Below are 19,776 nucleotides of genomic sequence, written 5' to 3' on the forward strand. Positions count from 1 at the left end.
CTAAAGGTACTCACACTCCCCACGCAGCAGCGAAAGCTGAACCAGGTCTTGATGAGCTGCGTTCCAGTAACCCGCCTGCCTCAACGTTCCTTCGCGCACGAACCCGGCTTTCTCAAGCAGGTTCAGTGACCGAGCGTTGTCAGGATGAACCAGCGCCTCGATCCTGTTGAGTTCCATGTGCTGGAACGCCCATCGAAGGGCGGCGTAAACCGCCTCCTTCATGAGCCCCTGTCCCTGTGCCGATTGCGCCATCTCAAACCCGATGGCGCAACTGCGCCACGCACGATTCCATTTGAAGAAACCACAGGTGCCGATCAGCGCTGCCGTGGCTATGTCCTCAATCCCCCAGCGAATCCCCGGATTGGGTGAGGTGCGCCAACTGGCAAACAGCTCGATCAGTTGCTCCGCTTGATGAGGCTCGGTGATTGGGTCGGCACCGAACCACTTCATTGCTTCAGCGTCGCTATGAATCGCAAACAACCCCACCGCATCCTCCTGTGTAAGTTCTCTGAGGGTCAGGCGTTCGGTTTTGAGAGTCGGAAAATCGGACACTGCGGGCGTCACCTTTTAGAAAAACGATTCGCTAAGGTGTGTCGTGCGGAATAAAAAATCAATCTGTTCAGTGGTGACGCAGGGCGTCACGGGATATGAATACACGCTCCTGATCAACTGAGATCAACTGAGACCAACTGTGGGAGCTGTCGAGCCCCAGCGAGGCTGCGATGCAGGCGCCGCGGTCTGGCAGGTACGGCGCGGTGATCCCATCGCAGCCTCGCCGGGGCTCGACAGCTCCCACATTGGTCTCAGCACTCACTCCTCGCGTTTGACCACCAACGTCAAGATGTCATAACTGGCCACCAGCTCACCCAACTGGTTGGTCACCTCCACATCCCACGCCACCACGCCTTGCGGAATGCCCTGGGGGCTCTTCTTGCCCTGGTCGATCTTGCGCTTGCAGGTCAGCCGCGCCTGGATGGTGTCGCCAATGCCCACCGGGTTGATAAACCGCAGGGTGTCCAGCCCGTAGTTCGCCAGCACCGGCCCCGGTGCCGGGGACACAAACAGCCCGGCCGCCGCCGACAGCACAAAGTAACCATGGGCAATGCGTTTGCCGAATTGCGATTCCTTGGCGGCGATGTCATCGAAGTGCATGTAGAAGTGATCGCCCGACAGGCAGCCGAAGTTCACCAGGTCGGCCTCGGTGACGGTACGGCGGTGGGTCAGCAGCGATTCGCCAATCTGCAGGTCCTGGAAGAAGCGGCGGAACGGGTGCACTTCGGTCTCGATGACCTTGGCGCCGCGTACGTACTCGCCGGTGACCGCCGCCAGCATGGTCGGTGAGCCCTGTACGGCTGCGCGTTGCAGGTAGTGTTTCACGGCGCGCAAGCCGCCGAGTTCTTCGCCGCCACCGGCGCGGCCCGGGCCGCCGTGCTTGAGTTGCGGCAGGGGCGAGCCGTGGCCGGTGGATTCGGCGGCGGATTCGCGGTCGAGCACCAGCAGGCGGCCGTGCCACGCGGCAGCCACCGGGATGGCTTTGGCAGCGATCTGCGGGTCTTTGGTGATCAGGCTCGCGACGAGGCTGCCTTTACCGCGTGCGGCCAGGGCCAGGGCTTCGTCGAGGTCGTCGTAGGCCATCAGCGTGCTGACCGGGCCGAAGGCCTCGATGTCGTGGGCGCCGCCTTCCGCATGCGGGTCGCGGGCTTGCAGCAGGGTCGGGGCGAAGAACGCGCCCTGGCTGACGTTTTCACCGCGGGGTTCAAAGCCGTCGCGGGCGCCGAACAGCATATCGCTGCTCTGCAGCAGGCTTTCCAGGCGTTCGGCCACGTCTTTCTGCTGGTCGTGGGAGGCCAGTGCGCCCATGCGCACGCCTTCCACCGACGGGTCGCCCACCACGACTTTTTTCAGGCGGTCCCGCAGGCGGGTGGCGACGGCGTCGATATGTTTGGCCGGCACGATGGCGCGGCGAATGGCGGTGCATTTCTGCCCGGCCTTGGTGGTCATTTCCCGGGCGACTTCCTTGATGAACAGCTCGAACTCTTCGTCGTCCGGGCTTACGTCCGGGGCGAGGATCGCGCAGTTCAGCGAGTCGGCCTCGGCGTTGAACGGCACCGAGTTGCGGATCAGGTTCGGGTTGACCCGCAGCTTGGCGGCGGTGTCGGCGGAGCCGGTGAAGGTCACCACGTCCTGGCCTTGCAGGCGGTCGAGCAGGTCGCCGGTGCTGCCGATCACCAGTTGCAGGCTGCCGGGTGGCAGCAGGCCGGATTCGTCCATCAGGCGCACCACGGCTTCGGTCAGGTAGCTGGTGGCGCTGGCCGGCTTGACGATGCATGGCATGCCCGCCAGGAAACTCGGGGCGAATTTTTCCAGCATGCCCCAGATCGGGAAGTTGAACGCGTTGATGTGCACCACCAGGCCGCCACGAGGCACCAGGATATGGGTGCCGGCAAAGCTGCCGAGCTTGCTCAGCTGCATCGCCGGGCCTTCGTGGACGATATTGCCCGACGGCAATTCCCGCGAGCCCAGGCTGGCGTAGGTGAACAGCGTGCTGTTGCCGCCTTCGATATCGATCCAGCTGTCGGCACGGGTCGCGCCGCTGTGGTGGGAGAGGGCGTAGAGCTGTTCCTTGCGCTCGCTCAGGTACAGCGCGATGGCCTTGAGGCGCTGGGCCCGCTGCTGGAAATCCAGGGCCATCAGCCCGCTGACTCCCTGGCGGCGCCCGTGTTCGATGGCTTCGGCGAAGTCCGGGCGCTCCTCGTGAGTGCGTGCCAGCTCGTGGCCGTCAATGGCGCTGCGCAGCACCTGGGCGCCGTGTTGGCCGATCCAGCGACCAGCGATAAAACTTTGCAGGGTAGGGGCGTGAGACATCACGATTCCTCCGGGTTGGAAAATGAGAGTTAGTGTTTGCTGGCGCCTGCGGCACCAATGCCGGTCATGGAGCGAATGAACTGCGCCAGGTAACGCCCGCGTTCAACGGCAGCGCGGGGCGAGCGGTCGGTGACGGAAAAGACCCAGGCGCTGAAAAACGCCAGGCTCATGGAAAACAGGGCCGGGTTGGAATAGGGGAACAGCGCCTTGTCGTAATGCAGTACGTTGACCCACACCGCCGGGCTCAGCACCAGCAGCACGATGGCCGAGACCAGTCCCGCCAGGCTGCCGGTCACCGCGCCACGGGTGGTCAGGCCCTTCCAGTACATCGAGAGGAACAGCACCGGGAAATTCACCGAGGCGGCGATTGCCAGTACCAGGCCGGACAGGAACGCGATGTTCTGCGACTCAAACAGCAGGCCGAGGATGATCGCCAGCACGCCGATGCACAGCGTGGCGATGCGCGACACGCGGATTTCCTGCTGCTCGCTGGCCTGGCCCTTGCGGATCACGCAGGCATACAGGTCGTGGGACACCGCCGACGCGCCGGACAACGCCAGCCCGGCGACCACGGCCAGGATGGTCGCGAAGGCCACCGCCGAAATGAACCCGAGGAACAGGTTGCCGCCCACGGCCTGTGCCAGGTGCACGGCGATCATGTTGCCGCCGCCGATGATCGCGCCGTTGGCATCCCGGAAGCTTGGGTCAGTACCCACCATGACGATGGCGCCGAAGCCGACGATGATCAGCAGCAGGTAGAAGTAGCCAATGAAACCGGTGGCGTAGAACACGCTCTTGCGCGCTTCCTTGGCGTCGCTGACGGTAAAGAAGCGCATCAGGATATGCGGCAACCCGGCGGTGCCGAACATCATGCCCAGCCCCAGGGAAATCGCATCGATCGGGTTCGACAGCAAGCCGCCCGGCGCCATGATCGCGCTGCCCTTGGCGTGCACGGCGGTGGCCTCGGCGAACATCGCCTCGGTGCTGAAACCAAAGTGCTTGAGCACCATGAATGCCATGAAGGTGGTGCCGAACAGCAACATCACCGCCTTGATGATCTGCACCCAGGTGGTGGCGAGCATGCCGCCGAAGGTCACGTAGAACACCATCAGCACGCCCACCAGCATCACCGCGTACAGGTAGTCGATGCCGAACAGCAGCTCGATCAGCTTGCCGGCGCCCACCATCTGCGCCACCAGGTACATCAGCGCCACGGTCAGGGTGCCGAAGGCCGAGGTCAGGCGCACCGGGGTCTGCTCCAGGCGGTAGGACACCACATCGGCAAACGTATACTTGCCCAGGTTGCGCAGGCGCTCGGCGATCAGGAACAGGATGATCGGCCAGCCGGCCAACACGCCCAGGGCGTAGAGCAGGCCGTCATAACCGTTGAGGAACATCATCGCCGAGATGCCGAGGAATGACGCCGCCGAGATCATGTCGCCGGCAATCGCCAGGCCATTCTGGAAGCCGCTCATGCCGCCGCCGGCGGTGTAGAAGTCGCTGGCGGAACGGGTGCGCAGGGCGGCCCAGCGAGTCACGCCGAGGGTGAACAGCACGAACACCAGGAACATGCCGATGGCGTTCCAGTTCAGTGGCCGGGATGCGCCGTCGGCGGCGACTGCAAGGTCCGTGGCCAATGCCAGCGGCAGGAGAAACCACGCTACCAGCCGGCTCATGCTGTGCACTCCTGCTTGAGTTTGTCGTTCAGCGGGTCGATCACATGGTTGGCGCGGTACACATAAAAGCCGGTCAGCGCGAACGCCAGCAGCACAATCACCACACCCACCAGCATGCCCACGGTGGTCACGCCACCGCTCAACGACTGCCCGAGGGTAGCCGGGGAGAACGCCACCAACAGCACAAACCCGAAATAGATCACCAGCATGATCAGCGACAGCGACCAGTACAGGTTCTGTTTGCGGCGTACCAACTGGATGAAATCGGGATGTCGACGGATGCGCTCGATATCGTCGGGGGTCATGGTGGTGTGCTCCTTTTTATTGTTGTGGTTGTGGTGTTGCGGCACGCGTTACAGCTGATCGAAATCCAGTACCACCTTGTTGCTGACCGGGAATGCCTGGCACGACAGCACATAGCCGGCGGCCACTTCGTAGTCTTCGAGGGCGTGGTTGCTGTCCATCTCCACTTCGCCTTCGATGACTTTGCATTTGCAGGTGGAGCACACGCCGGCCTTGCACGAATACGGCAGCTCGGCGCCCTGGGCATTGCCCGCGTCGAGGATGCTCTGAGTGTTGCGGGGCAGGTCGAAGGCGAGGGCGCGGCCATCGCTGATCACCGTGATCTGGCTGACCGCCGCATCCACTTGCCGCGCCGCTTCGCGGGCCTCGCGCTTGTGCTGGCTGCCGGCGGCGGCGAACAGTTCGAAATGGATGCGCTCCGGCGCCATGCCCTTGGCCTTGAGGCTGTCGCGCACGATCTCGGTCATCTCCTGCGGGCCGCAGATAAAGGCCGCGTCGAGGGCTTTTACGTCGAGCCAGCGGGAGAACAGTTGCTCGCACTTCTCGGCGTTAATGCGGCCGTTGTAAAGGTCGACATCCTGCTGCTCGCGGCTGAACACGAAGATCAGGTTCAGGCGCTGCAGGTAGCGGTTCTTCAGGTCTTCCAGCTGTTCGCGAAACAGTGCACCGGAGCTGGAACGGTTGCCGTACAGCAGCGTCACGCGGCTGTGGGGCTCGGTTTGCAGGGTGGTCTTGATGATCGACAGGATCGGCGTGATACCGCTGCCGGCCGCCACTGCCAGGTAATGGCCGTGGCGAGCGGGATCAAGGTCCACATGAAAATGCCCGGCGGGCGGCATCACTTCCAGGCTGTGCCCGGCCTTGAGCTGCTCATTGGCAAATGCGGAGAACCGTCCACCGGCCACGCGCTTGATGGCGATGCGCAGTTCGCCGTCATTGACACCGGTGCAGATCGAATAGGAACGGCGCACTTCCTCGCCATCCAGCTGGGTGCGCATCACCAGGTGCTGGCCCTGGGTGAAGTGGAAGCTGTCTTGCAGATGCTGCGGAATCTCGAAGGCGATGGACACCGCGTCACGGGTCTCGTTGCGCACATCCTTGATGGTCAGGCTGTGAAATTTGCTCATTGTTGTTCTCCAACCAAGCGGGCCGCTGGCCCCTCAGATGCACTTGAAATAGTCGAACGGTTCCAGGCAATCGCGGCAGCGGTACAGCGCCTTGCAGGCGGTGGAGCCGAATTCGCTGAGCACTTCGGTGTGGGTGCTGCCGCATTGCGGGCAGGCAATCACCGGGCTTTCTCCCAGCAGGCTGCGTTTGCTGCTACTGCCTTGGGGCGGTGCGATGCCGTAGGCCCGCAGGCGTTCGCGGCCGCTGCTGGTGATCCAGTCGGTGGTCCAGGCCGGGGTCAGCTTGCGTTCCAGTTGCGGGGCGCGGAAACCTGCCAGCTCCAATGCATCGCGGATATCGCCCTCGATCACTTCGGTGGCGGGGCAGCCGGAGTAGGTCGGCGTGACCACCACATGCAAGTGGCCGGCCTGCCAGTCCAGGTCGCGCACTATGCCCAGGTCGACCACGCTCACCACCGGCACTTCCGGGTCCATGACCTGCGCCAGGGTGGCCCACGCGGCAGCCAGGTCGGTGGGTTGCGCCGGGCGTGCGCCCTGGTCGCTGGCGATCAGCTCACCAGGTTGCATCGGGGTACGCTCGGGGCAAAAACTGCATTTCCGCCAACAAAATTCCCAGGTGCTCGCTGTGCAAACCGCGGCGTGCATCCAGGTAGAAATAGCTCGCAGCAGGCGGCAGGGGCAGGGTGGCGCTGGTAAAGATTTCGCTGACCTGGGTTTGCCACGCTGCGGCAACCTGAGCGGCGTCCGGCGTAATGCCGGCGGCGTGCAGGCGCTGTTCACTGTCGTCGGCGCTGGTCAGTTCCACGGTGAACCGCCACAGCTCGGGGATCGCCGCGAGCATGCGTTTATGGCTTTCCTCGGTGCCGTCCCCGAGGCGCTCCACCCACTCGCCGGAGCGGCGCAGGTGATAGGTGACTTCCTTCACCGCCTTGGCCGCGATGCCGGCGATGCGTTCGTCGCTGGATTGGGCCAGGCCGCTCAACACCGGCAAGTGCCAGGCGTCATACAGGAATTGCTTGAGGATGGTCACCGCGTAGTCGCCGTTGGGTTGTTCCACCAGCAGCAGGTTGCGATAGGCCCGCTCATCCCGGCGGAAGGCCAGGTGATCGGCGTCGCGCCCGTCGTCCAGCAGCTCGGCGGCGTATTCCAGCCAGTTGCGCGCCTGGCCCACCAGGTCGAGGCCGACGTTCATCAGCGCCAGTTCTTCTTCCAGCGCCGGCGCATGGCCGCACCACTGGCACAGGCGCTGGCCCTGGATCAGGGCGCTGTCGCCGAGGCGCAGCAGGTATTCGATCAGATCGGTTTCAGGGTTCATGGTCGACCTCACATATGCCCGACTTCGGCCGGCAACTCGTAGAAGCTGGCGTGGCGGTAGACCTTGTCATCGGCCGGGTCGAACAGCGGGTCTTTCTCGTCCGGCGACGAGGCGGTGATCAGCGCGGAAGGCACTACCCACAGGCTCACGCCTTCACTGCGGCGGGTGTACAGCTCCCGGGCATTCTCGATGGCCATGGTGGTGTCGGCGGCATGCACGCTGCCCACATGCTTGTGATTCAGGCCGTGCTTGCTGCGCACGAAGACTTCAAACAGGGTCCATTCAGACATAACGGTGACTCCACATCAGGTGGCCGATCAGGCGGCGTTCTTGTTCTGTTTTTTACGGGCGTGGGCGACGGCGGCTTCGCGTACCCAGGCACCGTCTTCAATCGCCTTGCGGCGGGTGGCGACGCGTTCCTGGTTGCACGGGCCGTTGCCCTTGAGCACTTCGTAGAACTCGCTCCACTGGATCTCGCCGAAATCGTAATGGCCGCGTTCGGCGTTCCACTTCAGGTCCGGGTCGGGGCAGGTGCAGCCCAGCAGCTCCAGCTGCGGGATGGTCTGGTCGATGAAGCGCTGGCGCAGTTCGTCGTTGCTCTGGCGCTTGATTTTCCAGGCCATGGACTGGGCGCTGTTGGGGGAGTGTTCGTCGCTGGGGCCGAACATCATCAGCGATGGCCACCAGAGGCGGTTGATCGCGTCCTGGACCATGTCTTTTTGCGCCTGGGTGCCCTGGCGCATCATGGTCAGCAGCAGTTCGTAGCCCTGGCGCTGGTGAAAGCTTTCTTCCTTGCAGATGCGCACCATGGCCCGGGAGTAGGGGCCGTAGGAGGTGCGCTGCAGTACCACCTGGTTGACGATGGCGGCGCCGTCTACCAGCCAACCTACTGCGCCCATGTCGGCCCAGTTCAGGGTGGGGTAGTTGAAGATGCTGGAGTACTTGGCCTTGCCGCTGTGGAGCTTGGCGATTTCTTCGTCGCGGTCGGCGCCCAGGGTTTCCATGGCGCTGTAGAGATACAGGCCGTGGCCGGCTTCGTCCTGGATCTTGGCCATCAGTTGCAGCTTGCGTTTGAGGGTGGGGGCGCGGGTGACCCAGTTGCCCTCGGGCAGCATGCCGACGATTTCCGAGTGGGCGTGTTGGGAGATCTGGCGGATCAGGGTTTGACGGTAGGCGTCGGGCATCCAGTTCTTGGCTTCGATCTTGATTTCGGCGTCGATTTTTTCCTGGAAAGCGCGTTCCTGGTCGGACATCTCGGAGAGGTCCTTGATGCGCTTTACTCCGGTTTCTACAAGCTGTGCGTACATGGGGGGTCTCCCGCCTTGTGTTTTGTCGTAGGCATGGAGGACTTTATAAGCGATACGGAAATTAATATCAAACACAAAATATGGTGTCGTTATTTGATTTTGTATCGCTTTGCGGGAAGGGAGCAGATATCTGTCGCTACGGTAACGGCGGCATAGGGTTCCCGGTCATCGTGGTAAGCAGGGCCAGCAGGCAAAAAACAGGGCCGCTTTATGTGGGAGCGGGCTTGCTCGCGAAGAACCTGAGTGCGCCGCGTTGAATCAGGATGCCCGCGTCATCGTTAACGACCTTCGCGAGCAAGCCCGCTCCCACATTTGAACCGTGTGCGCCTTTGATTTTGCTGGTGCTCTACCCCCACCCCAAAAAACGAGCAAAAAAAAGCCCCGCAAATGCGGGGCCAAAAAGGTGCAGCAGTCATGCCTTAGGGCGACGATCCATCACATGGCAAGCCTTGCCCTCAGACCGCTTGATCGAATGCAGCGGCTGCAAAACGATGCGCGAGCTGATCCCGATATACGTCTTGATGTGCCTGCTCAGTTCGCTGGAGACGGCTTTCTGTTGTTCGTCATTGAGGTGCTGATGCTCAGCCTTCAGCTCCACATGTACATCCACACTGTCCAGGTTGCCATTACGATACAGATGTATCTCATAACACTCTGAAAGCTGTTTTATTTTAAGTACCTGCTCCTCGATCTGCGTGGGAAACACATTAACCCCGCGAATGATCAACATGTCATCACTGCGCCCGGTGATCTTGTCGATCCGCCGCATCGGCCGCGCTGTCCCCGGCAGCAACCGCGTCAAATCCCGGGTGCGGTAGCGAATCATCGGCAGCGCCTCCTTGCTCAAGGAGGTAAACACCAGTTCTCCCATCTGCCCGTCCGGCAGCACCTCACCCGTCACCGGGTCGATGATCTCCGGGTAGAAGTGATCCTCCCAAATGGTCGGGCCATCCTTGGTTTCCGCACACTCCATGGCCACCCCGGGCCCCATGATTTCCGACAGCCCATAAATATCCAGCGCCGTAATCCCCAGTCGCGCCTCGATTGCACTGCGCAGCTCGGCAGTCCACGGCTCGGCCCCAAAGATCCCCAGTCGCAACGCCAGCTTCTGTGGATCAATGCCCTGGCGCTCGATTTCATCGGCAATGTTCAGCATGTACGAGGGCGTGACCATGATGATGTCCGGCTGGAAATCCTTGATCAGTTGCACCTGTTTTTCCGTCTGCCCGCCGGACATCGGAATCACCGTACAACCCAGGCGTTCCGCGCCGTAGTGGGCACCAAGGCCGCCGGTGAACAGCCCGTAGCCATAGGAAATATGCACCTTGTCGCCACGCCGCCCACCGGCCGCGCGGATCGAGCGGGCCACCACATTGGCCCAGGTGTCGATGTCGTTCTGGGTGTAACCCACCACCGTCGGCTTGCCGGTGGTGCCGCTGGAAGCGTGCAGGCGCACCACCTCGTTCATCGGCACGGCAAACATGCCGTAGGGGTAACTGTCCCGCAGGTCGCCCTTGGTGGTGAACGGGAACCTGGCCAGGTCGTCCAGGGACTTGATGTCATCCGGGTGCACCCCCAGCGCGTCGAAGCGCTGACGGTACAGCGGCACATTCTGGTAGGCGTGGCGCAGGCTCCAGCGCAGGCGCTCCAGTTGATGGGCGCGCAGTTCGTCGACGCTGGCGGTTTCCAGCGGGTCCAGCACAGGGTTAAGCACGGCGTTTGGAATAGGCATGTTCATGAGTTCACTCGAATTATTTTTGTGTATCAGCCCACCGCACACCGTGGGCTTTGAGTGCATGCCCCAAGGATACCGCTAGGCTCCCCGGGAATCGCGAATCTTTAGTCGGACAGGCGCTCGATGATCAGCGCGATGCCTTGGCCCACGCCGATGCACATGGTGCACAGGGCGTAGCGGCCGCCACGTTCCTCCAATTCATGCAGGGCGGTAGTTACCAGCCGTGCGCCGCTCATCCCCAGTGGATGGCCGAGGGCGATGGCGCCGCCGTTGGGGTTCACCCGTGGGTCGTTGTCCCCCAGGCCCAGCTCGCGCAGCACCGCCAGGCCCTGGGCGGCGAAGGCTTCGTTGAGCTCGATCACGTCCATGTCCGCCAGGCTCAGGTTGGCCAGTTCCAGCACCTTGCGGGTCGCCGGCACCGGGCCGATGCCCATGATGCGCGGTTCCACGCCGGCGGTGGCCATCGCCACCACCCGGCCGCGGGCGACCAGGCCGTGACGCTTGGCAACTTCCGCGCTGGCCAGCAGCAGGGCGCAGGCGCCGTCGTTGACCCCGGACGCATTGCCGGCGGTGATGCTGCCACCCTCGCGGAATGGCGTGCCGAGTTTCTGCAGTTGTTCAAGGGTGGTGTCGCCGCGGGGGTGTTCGTCGTGTTCCACCACCTTGGCCGGGCCTTTGCGCTGGGGGATTTCCACCGCGACGATTTCCCTGGCCAGGCGCCCGCTGGCCTGGGCGGCGGCTGCACGTTGCTGGCTGCGCAGGGCAAACGCGTCCTGGTCGGCACGGGAGATATTGAACTGCTCGGCGACGTTTTCAGCGGTCTCCGGCATCGAGTCGATCCCGTAGGCCTTTTTCATCAGCGGGTTGACGAAGCGCCAGCCAATGGTGGTGTCGTATAGCTGCGCATCGCGGGAAAACGCCTGTTCGGCCTTGCCCATTACCAGCGGCGCGCGGGACATCGATTCCACGCCGCCTACCAGCATCAAGCCGGCCTCGCCACAGCGAATCGCCCGGGCCGCGCTGCCGATGGCGTCCAGCCCCGAGCCGCACAAACGGTTGAGGGTGGTGCCCGGCACGCTCACCGGCAGCCCGGCCAGCAGCGCCGACATGCGCGCCACGTTGCGGTTGTCTTCGCCGGCCTGGTTGGCGCAGCCGTAGATCACATCGTCGACGCTGCTCCAGTCCACTTGCGGGTGGCGGCGCAGCAGTTCGCGCAGCGGCACCGCTCCGAGGTCGTCGGCGCGCACGCTGCTCAAGGCGCCGGCGTAGCGGCCGATCGGGGTGCGGACTGCGTCGATGATCAAGGCGTCATTCATTCGGATTCTCCTGCGCCAGCACCGTGCCGCGCACTTTGTAGGATTTGCCATGGAACAGCGCAATCAGCTGGCCCAGTTGGTTTTCGATACGGACGTCGTAGTTGCCGGTGCGACCCGAGCGGCTTTGCTCGCGGCAATCGGCACTCAAGGTGTCGCCCAGGTGGGCCGGGGCGATGTAGTCGATGCTGCAGCCCAGTGCCACGGTGGCGTCGTTGTAGCTGTTGCAGGCCAGGGCGAATGCCGAGTCCGCCAGCGCAAACAGGTAGCCGCCGTGGCAGGTGCCGTGGCCCTGGATCATGTCGGCGCGCACGCTCATGCCCAGTCGTGCGCAACCCGGCGCCACCGAGAGCAGGCGCATGCCCATGCCCTGGCTGGCGGCATCGCGGCTGAACATGGCCTGGGCGCACTGGTTGGCCAGGTTCATGGCTTCATGGTTGGTCATGTGGTGCGCTCCTTTCAGCGGCCCTTGAAGCTTGGGCTGCGTTTTTCCATGAAGGCGGCGACGCCTTCGCGGTAATCCTCGCTGCGCCCGGCCAGGCGTTGCAGGTCGCGCTCCAGCTCCAGTTGTTGGTCAAAGCTGTTGCTCAGGCTGGCGTTCAGGCTGCGCTTGATCAGCGCCAGGCCGTAGGTCGGTTGCGTGGCCAGGTGGCGGGCCAGGGTCAGGGCTTCGTTGCGCAATTCGGCGTCGTCCACGCAGCGGTAGATCAGGCCCCATTGCTCGGCCTGCTCGGCGCTCAGGCGGTTGCCCAGCAGGGCCAGCGCCTTGGCGCGGGCCATGCCCACCAGGCGCGGCAGGGTCCAGGTGCCGCCGGAATCGGGGATCAGGCCGATCTTGCAGAAGGCTTGGATGAAGTTCGCCGAGCGTGCTGCCAGCACCAGGTCGCAGGCCAGCGGGATGTTCGCGCCGGCACCGGCCGCCACGCCGTTGACCGCGCAGATCACCGGCAAAGGCAGGTCGCGCAGTTGGCGGATCAGCGGGTTGTAGAACTTCTCGATGGATTCGCCCAGGTCCGGCACCGCGCTGCCGGGTGCCACGTTGCGGTCGCTGAGGTCTTGCCCGGCGCAAAAGCCGCGGCCTTCACCGGTGAGCAGCAGCACGCGCACGTCGGGGTTTTCCTGGACTTGCTTCAACGCTTGCTGGACTTCGCCGTGCATCTGCGTGTTGAAGCTGTTGAGCTGGTCGGGGCGATTGAGGCTGAGCAGGGCGACGCCGGCCTCGATGGAAAACAGGATGTGTTCGAAGTTCATGGTCGTGAGGCCCTCACGGTGCACGCTCGGCGGTCAGCCGGCTCATTATTGGATCGGCGTGGTCAGCCGGTTTTGCCGGAGTATAGCTTTAATGTGATACATAAATGCAATGATAAAATTGATTTGGTGTGTCTTGTTTTGAGTTTGATGAAAATGAACTGCTCGCTGTGCTGGTCGGTAAATACCTGATAAATCCCCTATTTTATTGGCTTTACGTCGATTATCAGCGGCACCGTATCAAGCCACGGCGACACCTGATTCAAGCGATACGCTTTTTCAGCTTTGTGCTTGTAAAAATGATGTGATACAAAATAAGCCAAGATCGGCATCGCTTTGCGAATACGCCATAAAAGGAATCCCCATGACTTGCTACAGCCTCGACGGCCTGACCCCGGTGGTCGACCCCACGGCCTACGTCCATCCCTCGGCGGTACTGATCGGCGACGTGATCATCGGCCCCCATTGCTATGTAGGGCCGCTGGCGAGTTTGCGCGGCGACTTCGGGCGCATCGTCCTCGAAGAAGGCGCCAACCTGCAGGACACCTGTGTGATGCACGGCTTCCCGGACAGCGATACGGTGGTCGAGCGCAACGGCCATATCGGCCACGGCGCCGTGCTGCACGGTTGCCGGATCGGCACCGATGCGCTGGTGGGCATGAATGCGGTGGTGATGGACAACGCCCGTATCGGCGCTCGCTCATTCGTCTCGGCGGCGGCGTTCGTCAAGGCCGGTTTCGAGTGCCCTGAGCAGTCGCTGGTGATGGGCGCGCCGGCCAGCGTCAAGCGCAGCCTCAGTGATGAAGAGGTGCACTGGAAACATACCGGCACCCGTGAATACCAGCGCCTGGCTCAGCGTTGCCTGGAGCAGATGCAGGAATGCGCACCCCTGAGCGCACCGGAAGCTGATCGCCCACGCATCAGCGACAGCGGCCTGCGGCCCAAGGGCAGATGAATCGCCTGCATCCCGACGCCGCTAAAAACGGTATATTTTCTCTTTTTGCCTCGGTACGCCCATGTCGTCACTGACACCCCTGAACCAACTGATTACCCGCTTCCAGGAGCAGACGCCGATTCGCGCCAGTTCCTTGATCATCACCTTGTACGGGGACGCCATCGAACCCCACGGCGGGACGGTGTGGCTGGGCAGCCTGATCCAGTTGCTCGAACCCATCGGCATCAATGAACGGCTGATCCGCACCTCGATCTTCCGCCTGACCAAGGAAGGCTGGCTGACCGCCGAAAAAGTCGGGCGCCGCAGCTACTACAGCCTGACCGGTGCCGGGCGTCGGCGTTTCGACAAGGCCTTCAAGCGGGTCTACAGCTCCAGCGTGCCGGCATGGGATGGCTCGTGGTGCCTGGTGATGCTCACGCAGTTGACCCAGGACAAGCGCAAACAAGTGCGTGAAGAGCTGGAGTGGCAAGGTTTTGGTGCGATTGCCCCGACCGTGCTGGCCTGCCCACGCAGCGACCGCGCCGACGTCAACGCCACCTTGCTCGACCTCGGCGCCCAGGAAGACACCATCGTCTTCGAAACCACCGCCCAGGATGTACTGGCCTCCAAGGCCCTGCGGGTGCAGGTGCGCGAGAGCTGGAACATCGAGGAGCTGGCGGCCCATTACAGCGAGTTCATCCAACTGTTCCGACCGCTCTGGCAAGCGCTTCGCGAGCAGGAACAGCTACAGCCTTCGGATTGTTTCCTGGCACGGGTCCTGCTTATCCATGAGTACCGCAAACTGCTGCTGCGCGACCCGCAATTGCCCGATGAATTGCTCCCCGGCGATTGGGAAGGCCGAGCCGCCCGCCAGTTGTGCCGCAATATTTACCGGTTGATCTACGCCAAGGCCGAGGAATGGCTGAACAGCGCGCTGGAAACTGCCGACGGCCCGTTGCCGGACGTTGGCGAAAGCTTTTACCGGCGGTTCGGAGGCCTGAAGTAAGGAGCGACGCTGTTCAGGAGAACGGGTGGAGTGATGTGGCGTAGAGAATAAAAATAAGCCTGCGTGAGGCCTGAACATGATGTCTTCAATTGCACAGCGCTGTGATGGGTTCGACCAATGGATCCATCAGATCAATCAGATCTGTGGCGCATTCGATGGGCAGATCCTGGGGGATGGTTTTTCCGGGCAGATCCGCGAGTACCAGAGCGGCGCGCTGAAACTCAGCTTTGTCGACGCCTGCCAGGCGCGGCTGTTTCGTACCCCCAGCCAAATCGCGGCGGGCGAGGGCGGCAAGTACTTTGCCGTGTTCCAGCTCGACGGCACGGCCGGCATGGCCCAGGGTGACAGCAAGGCGCTGTTGCGCGCCGGCGACATTACCCTGATCGATGCGGCGCACCCCAGCGACTTCACCTACAGCGAGAATTCGCGGCAGTTGTCGTTGATCCTGCCGTCGTACCTGGTGGAGCAGACCTTGCGTTTCAACCCGGTCAAATGCGGGCACCGGATCGAGGCGACGTCGCCGATGGCGATGCTGTCCCGGCAGCTGATTCTGGAGGCTACCCGGCAAGACAACCTGACCTTGCAGGAAAGCGAGGCGACGCTGGAGGCGATCATCAACCTGCTGCGCCCGGCGATCAGCCAGGCGGGCGAGGGCAGCGACGCCCATGAGCGAGTGTTCCGCAAGACGCTGGAGTGCATTGACCAGCACATTCGCTCCGAAGAGCTGTGCCCCGAGTGGCTGGCGCGGGAGGTGGGGATGTCGGTGCGCGGGCTGTACCGGATCTTTGCCCGCAAGGGCCTGGTGGTGGCGCGGTACATCAAGAACCGACGGCTGGATTTGTGTGCTGAATCCCTGCGCCAATCCAGGGTGGAGGAAAAGCTTTCGGTGCTGGGGTACTCGTGGGGGTTTTCGGATTCGAGTTATTTTTCGACGGCGTTCAAGTCACGGTTCGGCATTGCGCCGGGTGAGTACCGCAAACAACACGCCTGATCAGGGGATACGCCGATCAAAAATGTGGGAGCGGGCTTGCTCGCGAATGCGGTGGTTCAGTTGATGCATTGGGTGACTGACACACCGCATTCGCGAGCAAGCCCGCTCCCACATTTGGATCGCGTTTCGTTCAGTTGGGCATTCCATCTTCAATCGCAATCCCTTGCGCCCGCATTTCCTTGATCAACCCCGCCCTTGTGCCCGGCAGATTGAGCATCGCCTTCTGCCGTAACTCAGTCACTTCCGCAGCGCTATAGGGCTTGTAATCCACCGGCGTACTCTTGCCCGCCATCCCGTCCGGGCGCATCAGCCAGTTCAGCAAATCCGCCAGTTGCCCATCGTTCAGCGCCGACTGCGACATCCCCGGCACCCGTACCAAAAACTCCCGCCCGCCTGGCACCTTCAGAAAGTTGCCGACGAACCCGGTCATCCTAGGTGTGTCGTTGGCCGCCGAGCCCATGCCGCTGCCCAGATGGCAGCCGGCACACTGCAGCTGATAGTTTGTCGCCACGCTGTACCCGGCCTGGGCGATCGGCGTTTGCGGCGACTCATTGCCCGGTGCGTGCTTCTGGTTTGGATTGGGAATGGCCCGAGCCTGGGCGAGCGGGGTGGCGAAGACACACATCAAGCTCAGCAAAAACAACGTACGCATGACAAGCCTCTTGCACTGACCTGTGGCGAGGGCGCTTGCTCCCGTTGGGCTGTGCTGCGGCCCCAAGATCTCTGGGAGCGCTTCGCACTCCAACGGGAGCAAGCTCCCTCGCCACAAGGGTGAGTTAAACCGCGACGCCGCGAATGATCGAGACCGTGCAGTGGTAGATGTGGGATTTGGCCGCCAGGCACCAGTTCACATCGTTGTTGTTGAACGGCCGGTACGCCGGTTCCTCACTGTCGTTACGCGTGCACGCGCACTGGGCGCAGCTTTGCTTACCGCAGCAGTCGTTATAGGAAATGATGTAGTCCTTGCCATCCGCCGGGTTGCGGCAGGTGCCGATCCAGGTCACCTGGGACGCCTCGGTGCCCGGTGGGCAGGAGGTCACCGAACCGCCACAGCAACTGCACAGGAAACCGTCGATGGAGCAGTAGCGCCAGTAGTCGCAACTGTTCGGGTCGCCCGGGTCACCGGCTTTCGGGTTATCGGCAGCCAGCGCCTTGCTGGTGCGGTCCAGGGGCAGCAGCAGGGGCAACGCGGCGCCTGCGACCATCAGCGAACCCATACGGGCTAACAGTTTGCGTCGCGACGTGGTGTCGGCCAGGCGACGGGTCGAGCGCTCGAATAACAGATCCAGCAATTTCATGAGAGTCTCCCTGCCTTAATCAGTGGCTATGGCCGTGGCTGTGGTCGTGGGGCTGCGGCTGGCTGTTGAGGTATTCCTGCAGCGTCGCGCTTTTCAGGTGTTCGACTTCGAACAGGCTGTCCAGGTGCTCGCGGGAATTGACCAGGCCCTTGGCGCGCAAGGTGCCGCTCTTGTCGATCAGCGCGGCATACGGCAGCTTGCCGATCTGGTAGGTCATGCCGACTTCCGGGCCGACCACGTAGGTGACGTCGTCCAGCTTGTGTTCGGTGATCAGCGCGTGCTGGGCTTCCATGTCGCCGTCGCTGATAAACACCACATCGAGTCGGTCAGCCTGTTCCCTGGCGATGGACTTGATCGCCGGCAACAGGGATTTGCAGATCGGGCAGGTGGGCGAGAGGAAGAACAGCAACTGGTTCTTCTCACCGGCATAGCCGAAGTTCACCGGGCGGCCTTTACGGTCGGAAGCGGTGACTTGCGGGGCCGGCTCATTCACCGCCACGCCCTTGTCGACCATCAGTGCGCCGGCCGGGGCGATGCGCCCGTGCAGCACACCAATCTGGCGCACCAGGCCCATGACGGCAAACGCCAGCGCCAGCAGCAGTACCCACAGCAGTACGTTGGAAACAATAAGGCCTTCCATTGATCACCTACCAATCAGTTTGAGCAGAAGAGGGGAGTTCGCCAGCAGGCCATCGGCTGCGGCGTAAATCAGCAGCGCGACGGCGCTGGCGGCGACGGTGACGAAGCCGTCGAAAAAACCCAGGTCACGGGCAATCGGCAGCACGCTGGCCAGCAGGGCCACGGCCACCAGTGCGCCGTTGCGCAATAGCAGGATCGGCCGCAACGGCTGCGCCTGGTCGGGGCCTGCGCAGCCGCAGTCGATGTCCCGGCGGCCGCGCCACAGGTTGATGCCAATGGCGGCGGCGTACAGTGCAATCAGGCCGGCGGCGCCGAGGGCGGCCCAGGAACGGCTGGCCGGCACCAGCAGGGCAAAGGCAATCACCAGTTCCAGCACCGGGATTACCCGGGCGGCGGGGCGAGTCACTGCCTCTGGCAGCAACTGGTAATCGGCCAGTTGCCGGGCGAAGCGTGCCGGTGCGCGCAACTTGTGGGTCGCGGCACTGGCCAGCAACACCGCGATGGCGAGGGCGCTGGCAATGATGAAGATCGGGTCGATATGCATGGCCGAACCTCTTTAGTAGCTCATGATCTGGGTTGCGGTCTTCGCTACCTTGGCCATGCTACCGGTGAGTTTGTTGGTCTTGAGGTCGAAGATCTGCAAGCCGCCTTCGACGTCGGCGCCCAGCAACAGGGGCTTGTCGTCGCCGGTGGCCTGCATGCTCCAGACCGGGGTCGGGGCTTCCAGGGTGGCTATCTTCTTCATGGTCTTGAGGTCATAGGCCCAGATGATGGTGCTCGGGTCTTCCCACTTCATCGGCTCGTGGTTGTCGTGCATCAGCACGTACATGCGGTTGAGTTTCGGTGCCACGGCCATCAACTGCCAGCCACCCGGGGCCCAGCCGGTTTTCTTTTCCGCGTCGGTGGTGAGTGACCAGGACGACAGGATTTTCGGCTCATCGCCGGAGAAATCTACCGGGCGGATGGTGCCGGTGGTGGTGGTGAAGTAGTAGGTGTCGCCCACGTTCACCGCGCGTTCGTTGAGCTTCTCGGCGTTGGGGTCGAAGAAGTGCGTGCGGTTGCGCGAGGTTTCCTGGCCCTGCTCGTTCAGCGTCACCACTTGCAGGCTGCCGTCACCGCACAGGGAGGCGAAGCGGCGAGTGCCGACCGGGTAATTGAGTACGCAGCCCGGGATCGCGATTTCGGCGGTGACGGAGCGGGACTGTGTGTCGACCACGGTCACCGAGGTGGAGGGTGTGAAGTTGTAGACGTAGACGAAGCGGTCATCGCTGCTGGTCTTCAGGCCATAGCGCTGGGTCAGGGATTCGGCGCGTTTGTTCGGGATCAGCACTTCCCAGGCGGGCGACAGGCTGGAGCTGTCCCAGGCGGTGAGCACATCGGTGCGATCGCCCCGGGTGCCGCGGGAATAGTAAATGTCGGCGCTGTACAGGGTCTTCTGGTCGTGGCTCAGGGCCGAGGGCGCGGCGAAGCCGGTGGGGACCATGCCGAGGACGCGCTTCTTGTCGGGATCTACCACGGTGACGCGGCCGACCACGAAGCTTTCGAATTCGACGTCTACCACGAATGCGCGGTGGGCTTCCGGTGGAAAGGCCAGGGTGGTCTGGCCGATGGTGTCTGGCGGTAAATCCGCCTGGGCGCTGTTCAAGCCGAGTACAAGCAGGCCCAGACCCAGCGCTGACTGTACGTTGATCCTGTTGCTTCGCATTAAGGGCACTCCCTGAATTATTGTGTTTTGCTAATCGCGGGTGCTTTGGCAGATTCTTGCAAGTGGATTCTGCCTTGTGGGGGGATTGCAAGAATTGTTGTGGCTGCCAAGTGGTTGTGTGTCTGTGCCAATGGTTTGGGGTAGGGTGTATATCCGTTATTTTTGTTATGGCTGGTATTGGTTCCGCTCTTACAGCGGGTCACTTTTGAAAGGAGCCCAAAAGTAACCAAAAGGCTCTTGCCCCACCACTCGGCACCTCGCCCAGGCTCGGTGTGCCCTCACTCCGGCTTTGGACCGTGGGCCGCCGCGATGGG

General features: G+C 62.7%; 21 protein-coding genes. 3 read left to right on the top strand and 18 right to left on the bottom strand.

Translation table 11 applies throughout. The annotated features are described in order from the left end of the window. The 13 genes from HX811_RS14455 to paaG form a co-directional block, all read right to left on the bottom strand. Positions 1-552, bottom strand: coding sequence for a GNAT family N-acetyltransferase (locus HX811_RS14455; RefSeq protein ID WP_102604583.1), 552 nt, complete (start codon positions 550-552; stop codon positions 1-3). Positions 553-810: 258 nt separating this feature from the next. Then, positions 811-2,865 (bottom strand): phenylacetic acid degradation bifunctional protein PaaZ, encoded by a 2,055-nt coding sequence (gene paaZ, locus HX811_RS14460; RefSeq protein ID WP_003208911.1) that lies wholly within the window; start codon positions 2,863-2,865, stop codon positions 811-813. Between the two features lie 29 nt (positions 2,866-2,894). Then, on the bottom strand, positions 2,895-4,541 hold the full coding sequence (locus tag HX811_RS14465; protein WP_177046337.1) for a cation acetate symporter: 1,647 nt from the start codon (positions 4,539-4,541) through the stop codon (positions 2,895-2,897). Beyond that, positions 4,538-4,846 (bottom strand): DUF485 domain-containing protein, encoded by a 309-nt coding sequence (locus HX811_RS14470; RefSeq protein ID WP_003208907.1) that lies wholly within the window; start codon positions 4,844-4,846, stop codon positions 4,538-4,540. Before HX811_RS14470 ends, HX811_RS14465 begins: the two co-directional genes overlap by 4 nt. Positions 4,847-4,894: 48 nt before the next feature. Continuing rightward, positions 4,895-5,971, bottom strand: a complete 1,077-nt coding sequence (gene paaE, locus HX811_RS14475) for a 1,2-phenylacetyl-CoA epoxidase subunit PaaE (protein WP_177046339.1) — start codon at positions 5,969-5,971, stop codon at positions 4,895-4,897. A gap of 33 nt (positions 5,972-6,004) precedes the next feature. Continuing rightward, positions 6,005-6,538, bottom strand: a complete 534-nt coding sequence (gene paaD, locus HX811_RS14480; RefSeq protein WP_102368708.1) for a 1,2-phenylacetyl-CoA epoxidase subunit PaaD — start codon at positions 6,536-6,538, stop codon at positions 6,005-6,007. Continuing rightward, positions 6,525-7,286, bottom strand: coding sequence for a 1,2-phenylacetyl-CoA epoxidase subunit PaaC (gene paaC, locus HX811_RS14485; protein WP_177009349.1), 762 nt, complete (start codon positions 7,284-7,286; stop codon positions 6,525-6,527). The genes paaD and paaC overlap by 14 nt, the downstream gene beginning before the upstream one ends. Before the next feature lie 8 nt (positions 7,287-7,294). After that, positions 7,295-7,576 (bottom strand): 1,2-phenylacetyl-CoA epoxidase subunit PaaB, encoded by a 282-nt coding sequence (gene paaB / locus HX811_RS14490; protein ID WP_003208899.1) that lies wholly within the window; start codon positions 7,574-7,576, stop codon positions 7,295-7,297. Between the two features lie 27 nt (positions 7,577-7,603). Next, positions 7,604-8,593 (bottom strand): 1,2-phenylacetyl-CoA epoxidase subunit PaaA, encoded by a 990-nt coding sequence (gene paaA, locus HX811_RS14495; protein WP_003208897.1) that lies wholly within the window; start codon positions 8,591-8,593, stop codon positions 7,604-7,606. Between the two features lie 412 nt (positions 8,594-9,005). Next, positions 9,006-10,331, bottom strand: coding sequence for a phenylacetate--CoA ligase PaaK (paaK, locus tag HX811_RS14500; protein ID WP_102368711.1), 1,326 nt, complete (start codon positions 10,329-10,331; stop codon positions 9,006-9,008). Positions 10,332-10,432: 101 nt separating this feature from the next. Then, positions 10,433-11,644: a 3-oxoadipyl-CoA thiolase gene (gene pcaF, locus HX811_RS14505; protein ID WP_063029023.1), complete on the bottom strand. Its 1,212-nt coding sequence runs from the start codon at positions 11,642-11,644 to the stop codon at positions 10,433-10,435. Then, positions 11,637-12,086 (bottom strand): hydroxyphenylacetyl-CoA thioesterase PaaI, encoded by a 450-nt coding sequence (gene paaI, locus HX811_RS14510; protein WP_008431049.1) that lies wholly within the window; start codon positions 12,084-12,086, stop codon positions 11,637-11,639. Before paaI ends, pcaF begins: the two co-directional genes overlap by 8 nt. 14 nt (positions 12,087-12,100) lie before the next feature. Beyond that, positions 12,101-12,892 carry a 2-(1,2-epoxy-1,2-dihydrophenyl)acetyl-CoA isomerase PaaG gene (paaG, locus tag HX811_RS14515; RefSeq protein WP_003208887.1) on the bottom strand — a complete coding sequence of 264 codons (792 nt, stop codon included), beginning with the start codon at positions 12,890-12,892 and terminating at the stop codon, positions 12,101-12,103. Between the two features lie 361 nt (positions 12,893-13,253). On the opposite strand from paaG, the gene paaY reads away from it, so the two are divergent. The 3 genes from paaY (at position 13,254) to feaR (ending at position 15,820) form a co-directional block, all read left to right on the top strand. Beyond that, positions 13,254-13,844 (top strand): phenylacetic acid degradation protein PaaY, encoded by a 591-nt coding sequence (gene paaY, locus HX811_RS14520; protein WP_177046341.1) that lies wholly within the window; start codon positions 13,254-13,256, stop codon positions 13,842-13,844. 61 nt (positions 13,845-13,905) lie between these two features. After that, on the top strand, positions 13,906-14,829 hold the full coding sequence (gene paaX / locus HX811_RS14525; protein ID WP_063029029.1) for a phenylacetic acid degradation operon negative regulatory protein PaaX: 924 nt from the start codon (positions 13,906-13,908) through the stop codon (positions 14,827-14,829). A gap of 76 nt (positions 14,830-14,905) precedes the next feature. Next, positions 14,906-15,820, top strand: coding sequence for a transcriptional regulator FeaR (gene feaR / locus HX811_RS14530; protein ID WP_003208881.1), 915 nt, complete (start codon positions 14,906-14,908; stop codon positions 15,818-15,820). Positions 15,821-15,950: 130 nt separating this feature from the next. On the opposite strand, the gene HX811_RS14535 is transcribed toward feaR, so the two are convergent. From HX811_RS14535 to HX811_RS14555, 5 genes are all read right to left on the bottom strand, one after another. Then, the gene (locus HX811_RS14535; protein ID WP_102606077.1) at positions 15,951-16,472 is read right to left on the bottom strand and encodes a cytochrome C; all 522 of its coding nucleotides are present in this window, start codon (positions 16,470-16,472) and stop codon (positions 15,951-15,953) included. 124 nt (positions 16,473-16,596) lie between these two features. Then, positions 16,597-17,118, bottom strand: a complete 522-nt coding sequence (locus HX811_RS14540) for a methylamine dehydrogenase light chain (protein ID WP_003208877.1) — start codon at positions 17,116-17,118, stop codon at positions 16,597-16,599. 19 nt (positions 17,119-17,137) lie between these two features. After that, positions 17,138-17,758, bottom strand: coding sequence for a methylamine dehydrogenase accessory protein MauD (mauD, locus tag HX811_RS14545; protein WP_003208875.1), 621 nt, complete (start codon positions 17,756-17,758; stop codon positions 17,138-17,140). Between the two features lie 3 nt (positions 17,759-17,761). Continuing rightward, complete coding sequence (locus tag HX811_RS14550) at positions 17,762-18,301, bottom strand: MauE/DoxX family redox-associated membrane protein (protein WP_003208874.1); 540 nt, start codon at positions 18,299-18,301, stop codon at positions 17,762-17,764. A gap of 12 nt (positions 18,302-18,313) precedes the next feature. Beyond that, the gene (locus tag HX811_RS14555; protein ID WP_177046343.1) at positions 18,314-19,462 is read right to left on the bottom strand and encodes an amine dehydrogenase large subunit; all 1,149 of its coding nucleotides are present in this window, start codon (positions 19,460-19,462) and stop codon (positions 18,314-18,316) included. Between the last annotated feature and the right edge of the window lie 314 nt (positions 19,463-19,776).

Source organism: Pseudomonas sp. F8002, assembly GCF_013385495.1.
Classification (GTDB): domain Bacteria; phylum Pseudomonadota; class Gammaproteobacteria; order Pseudomonadales; family Pseudomonadaceae; genus Aquipseudomonas.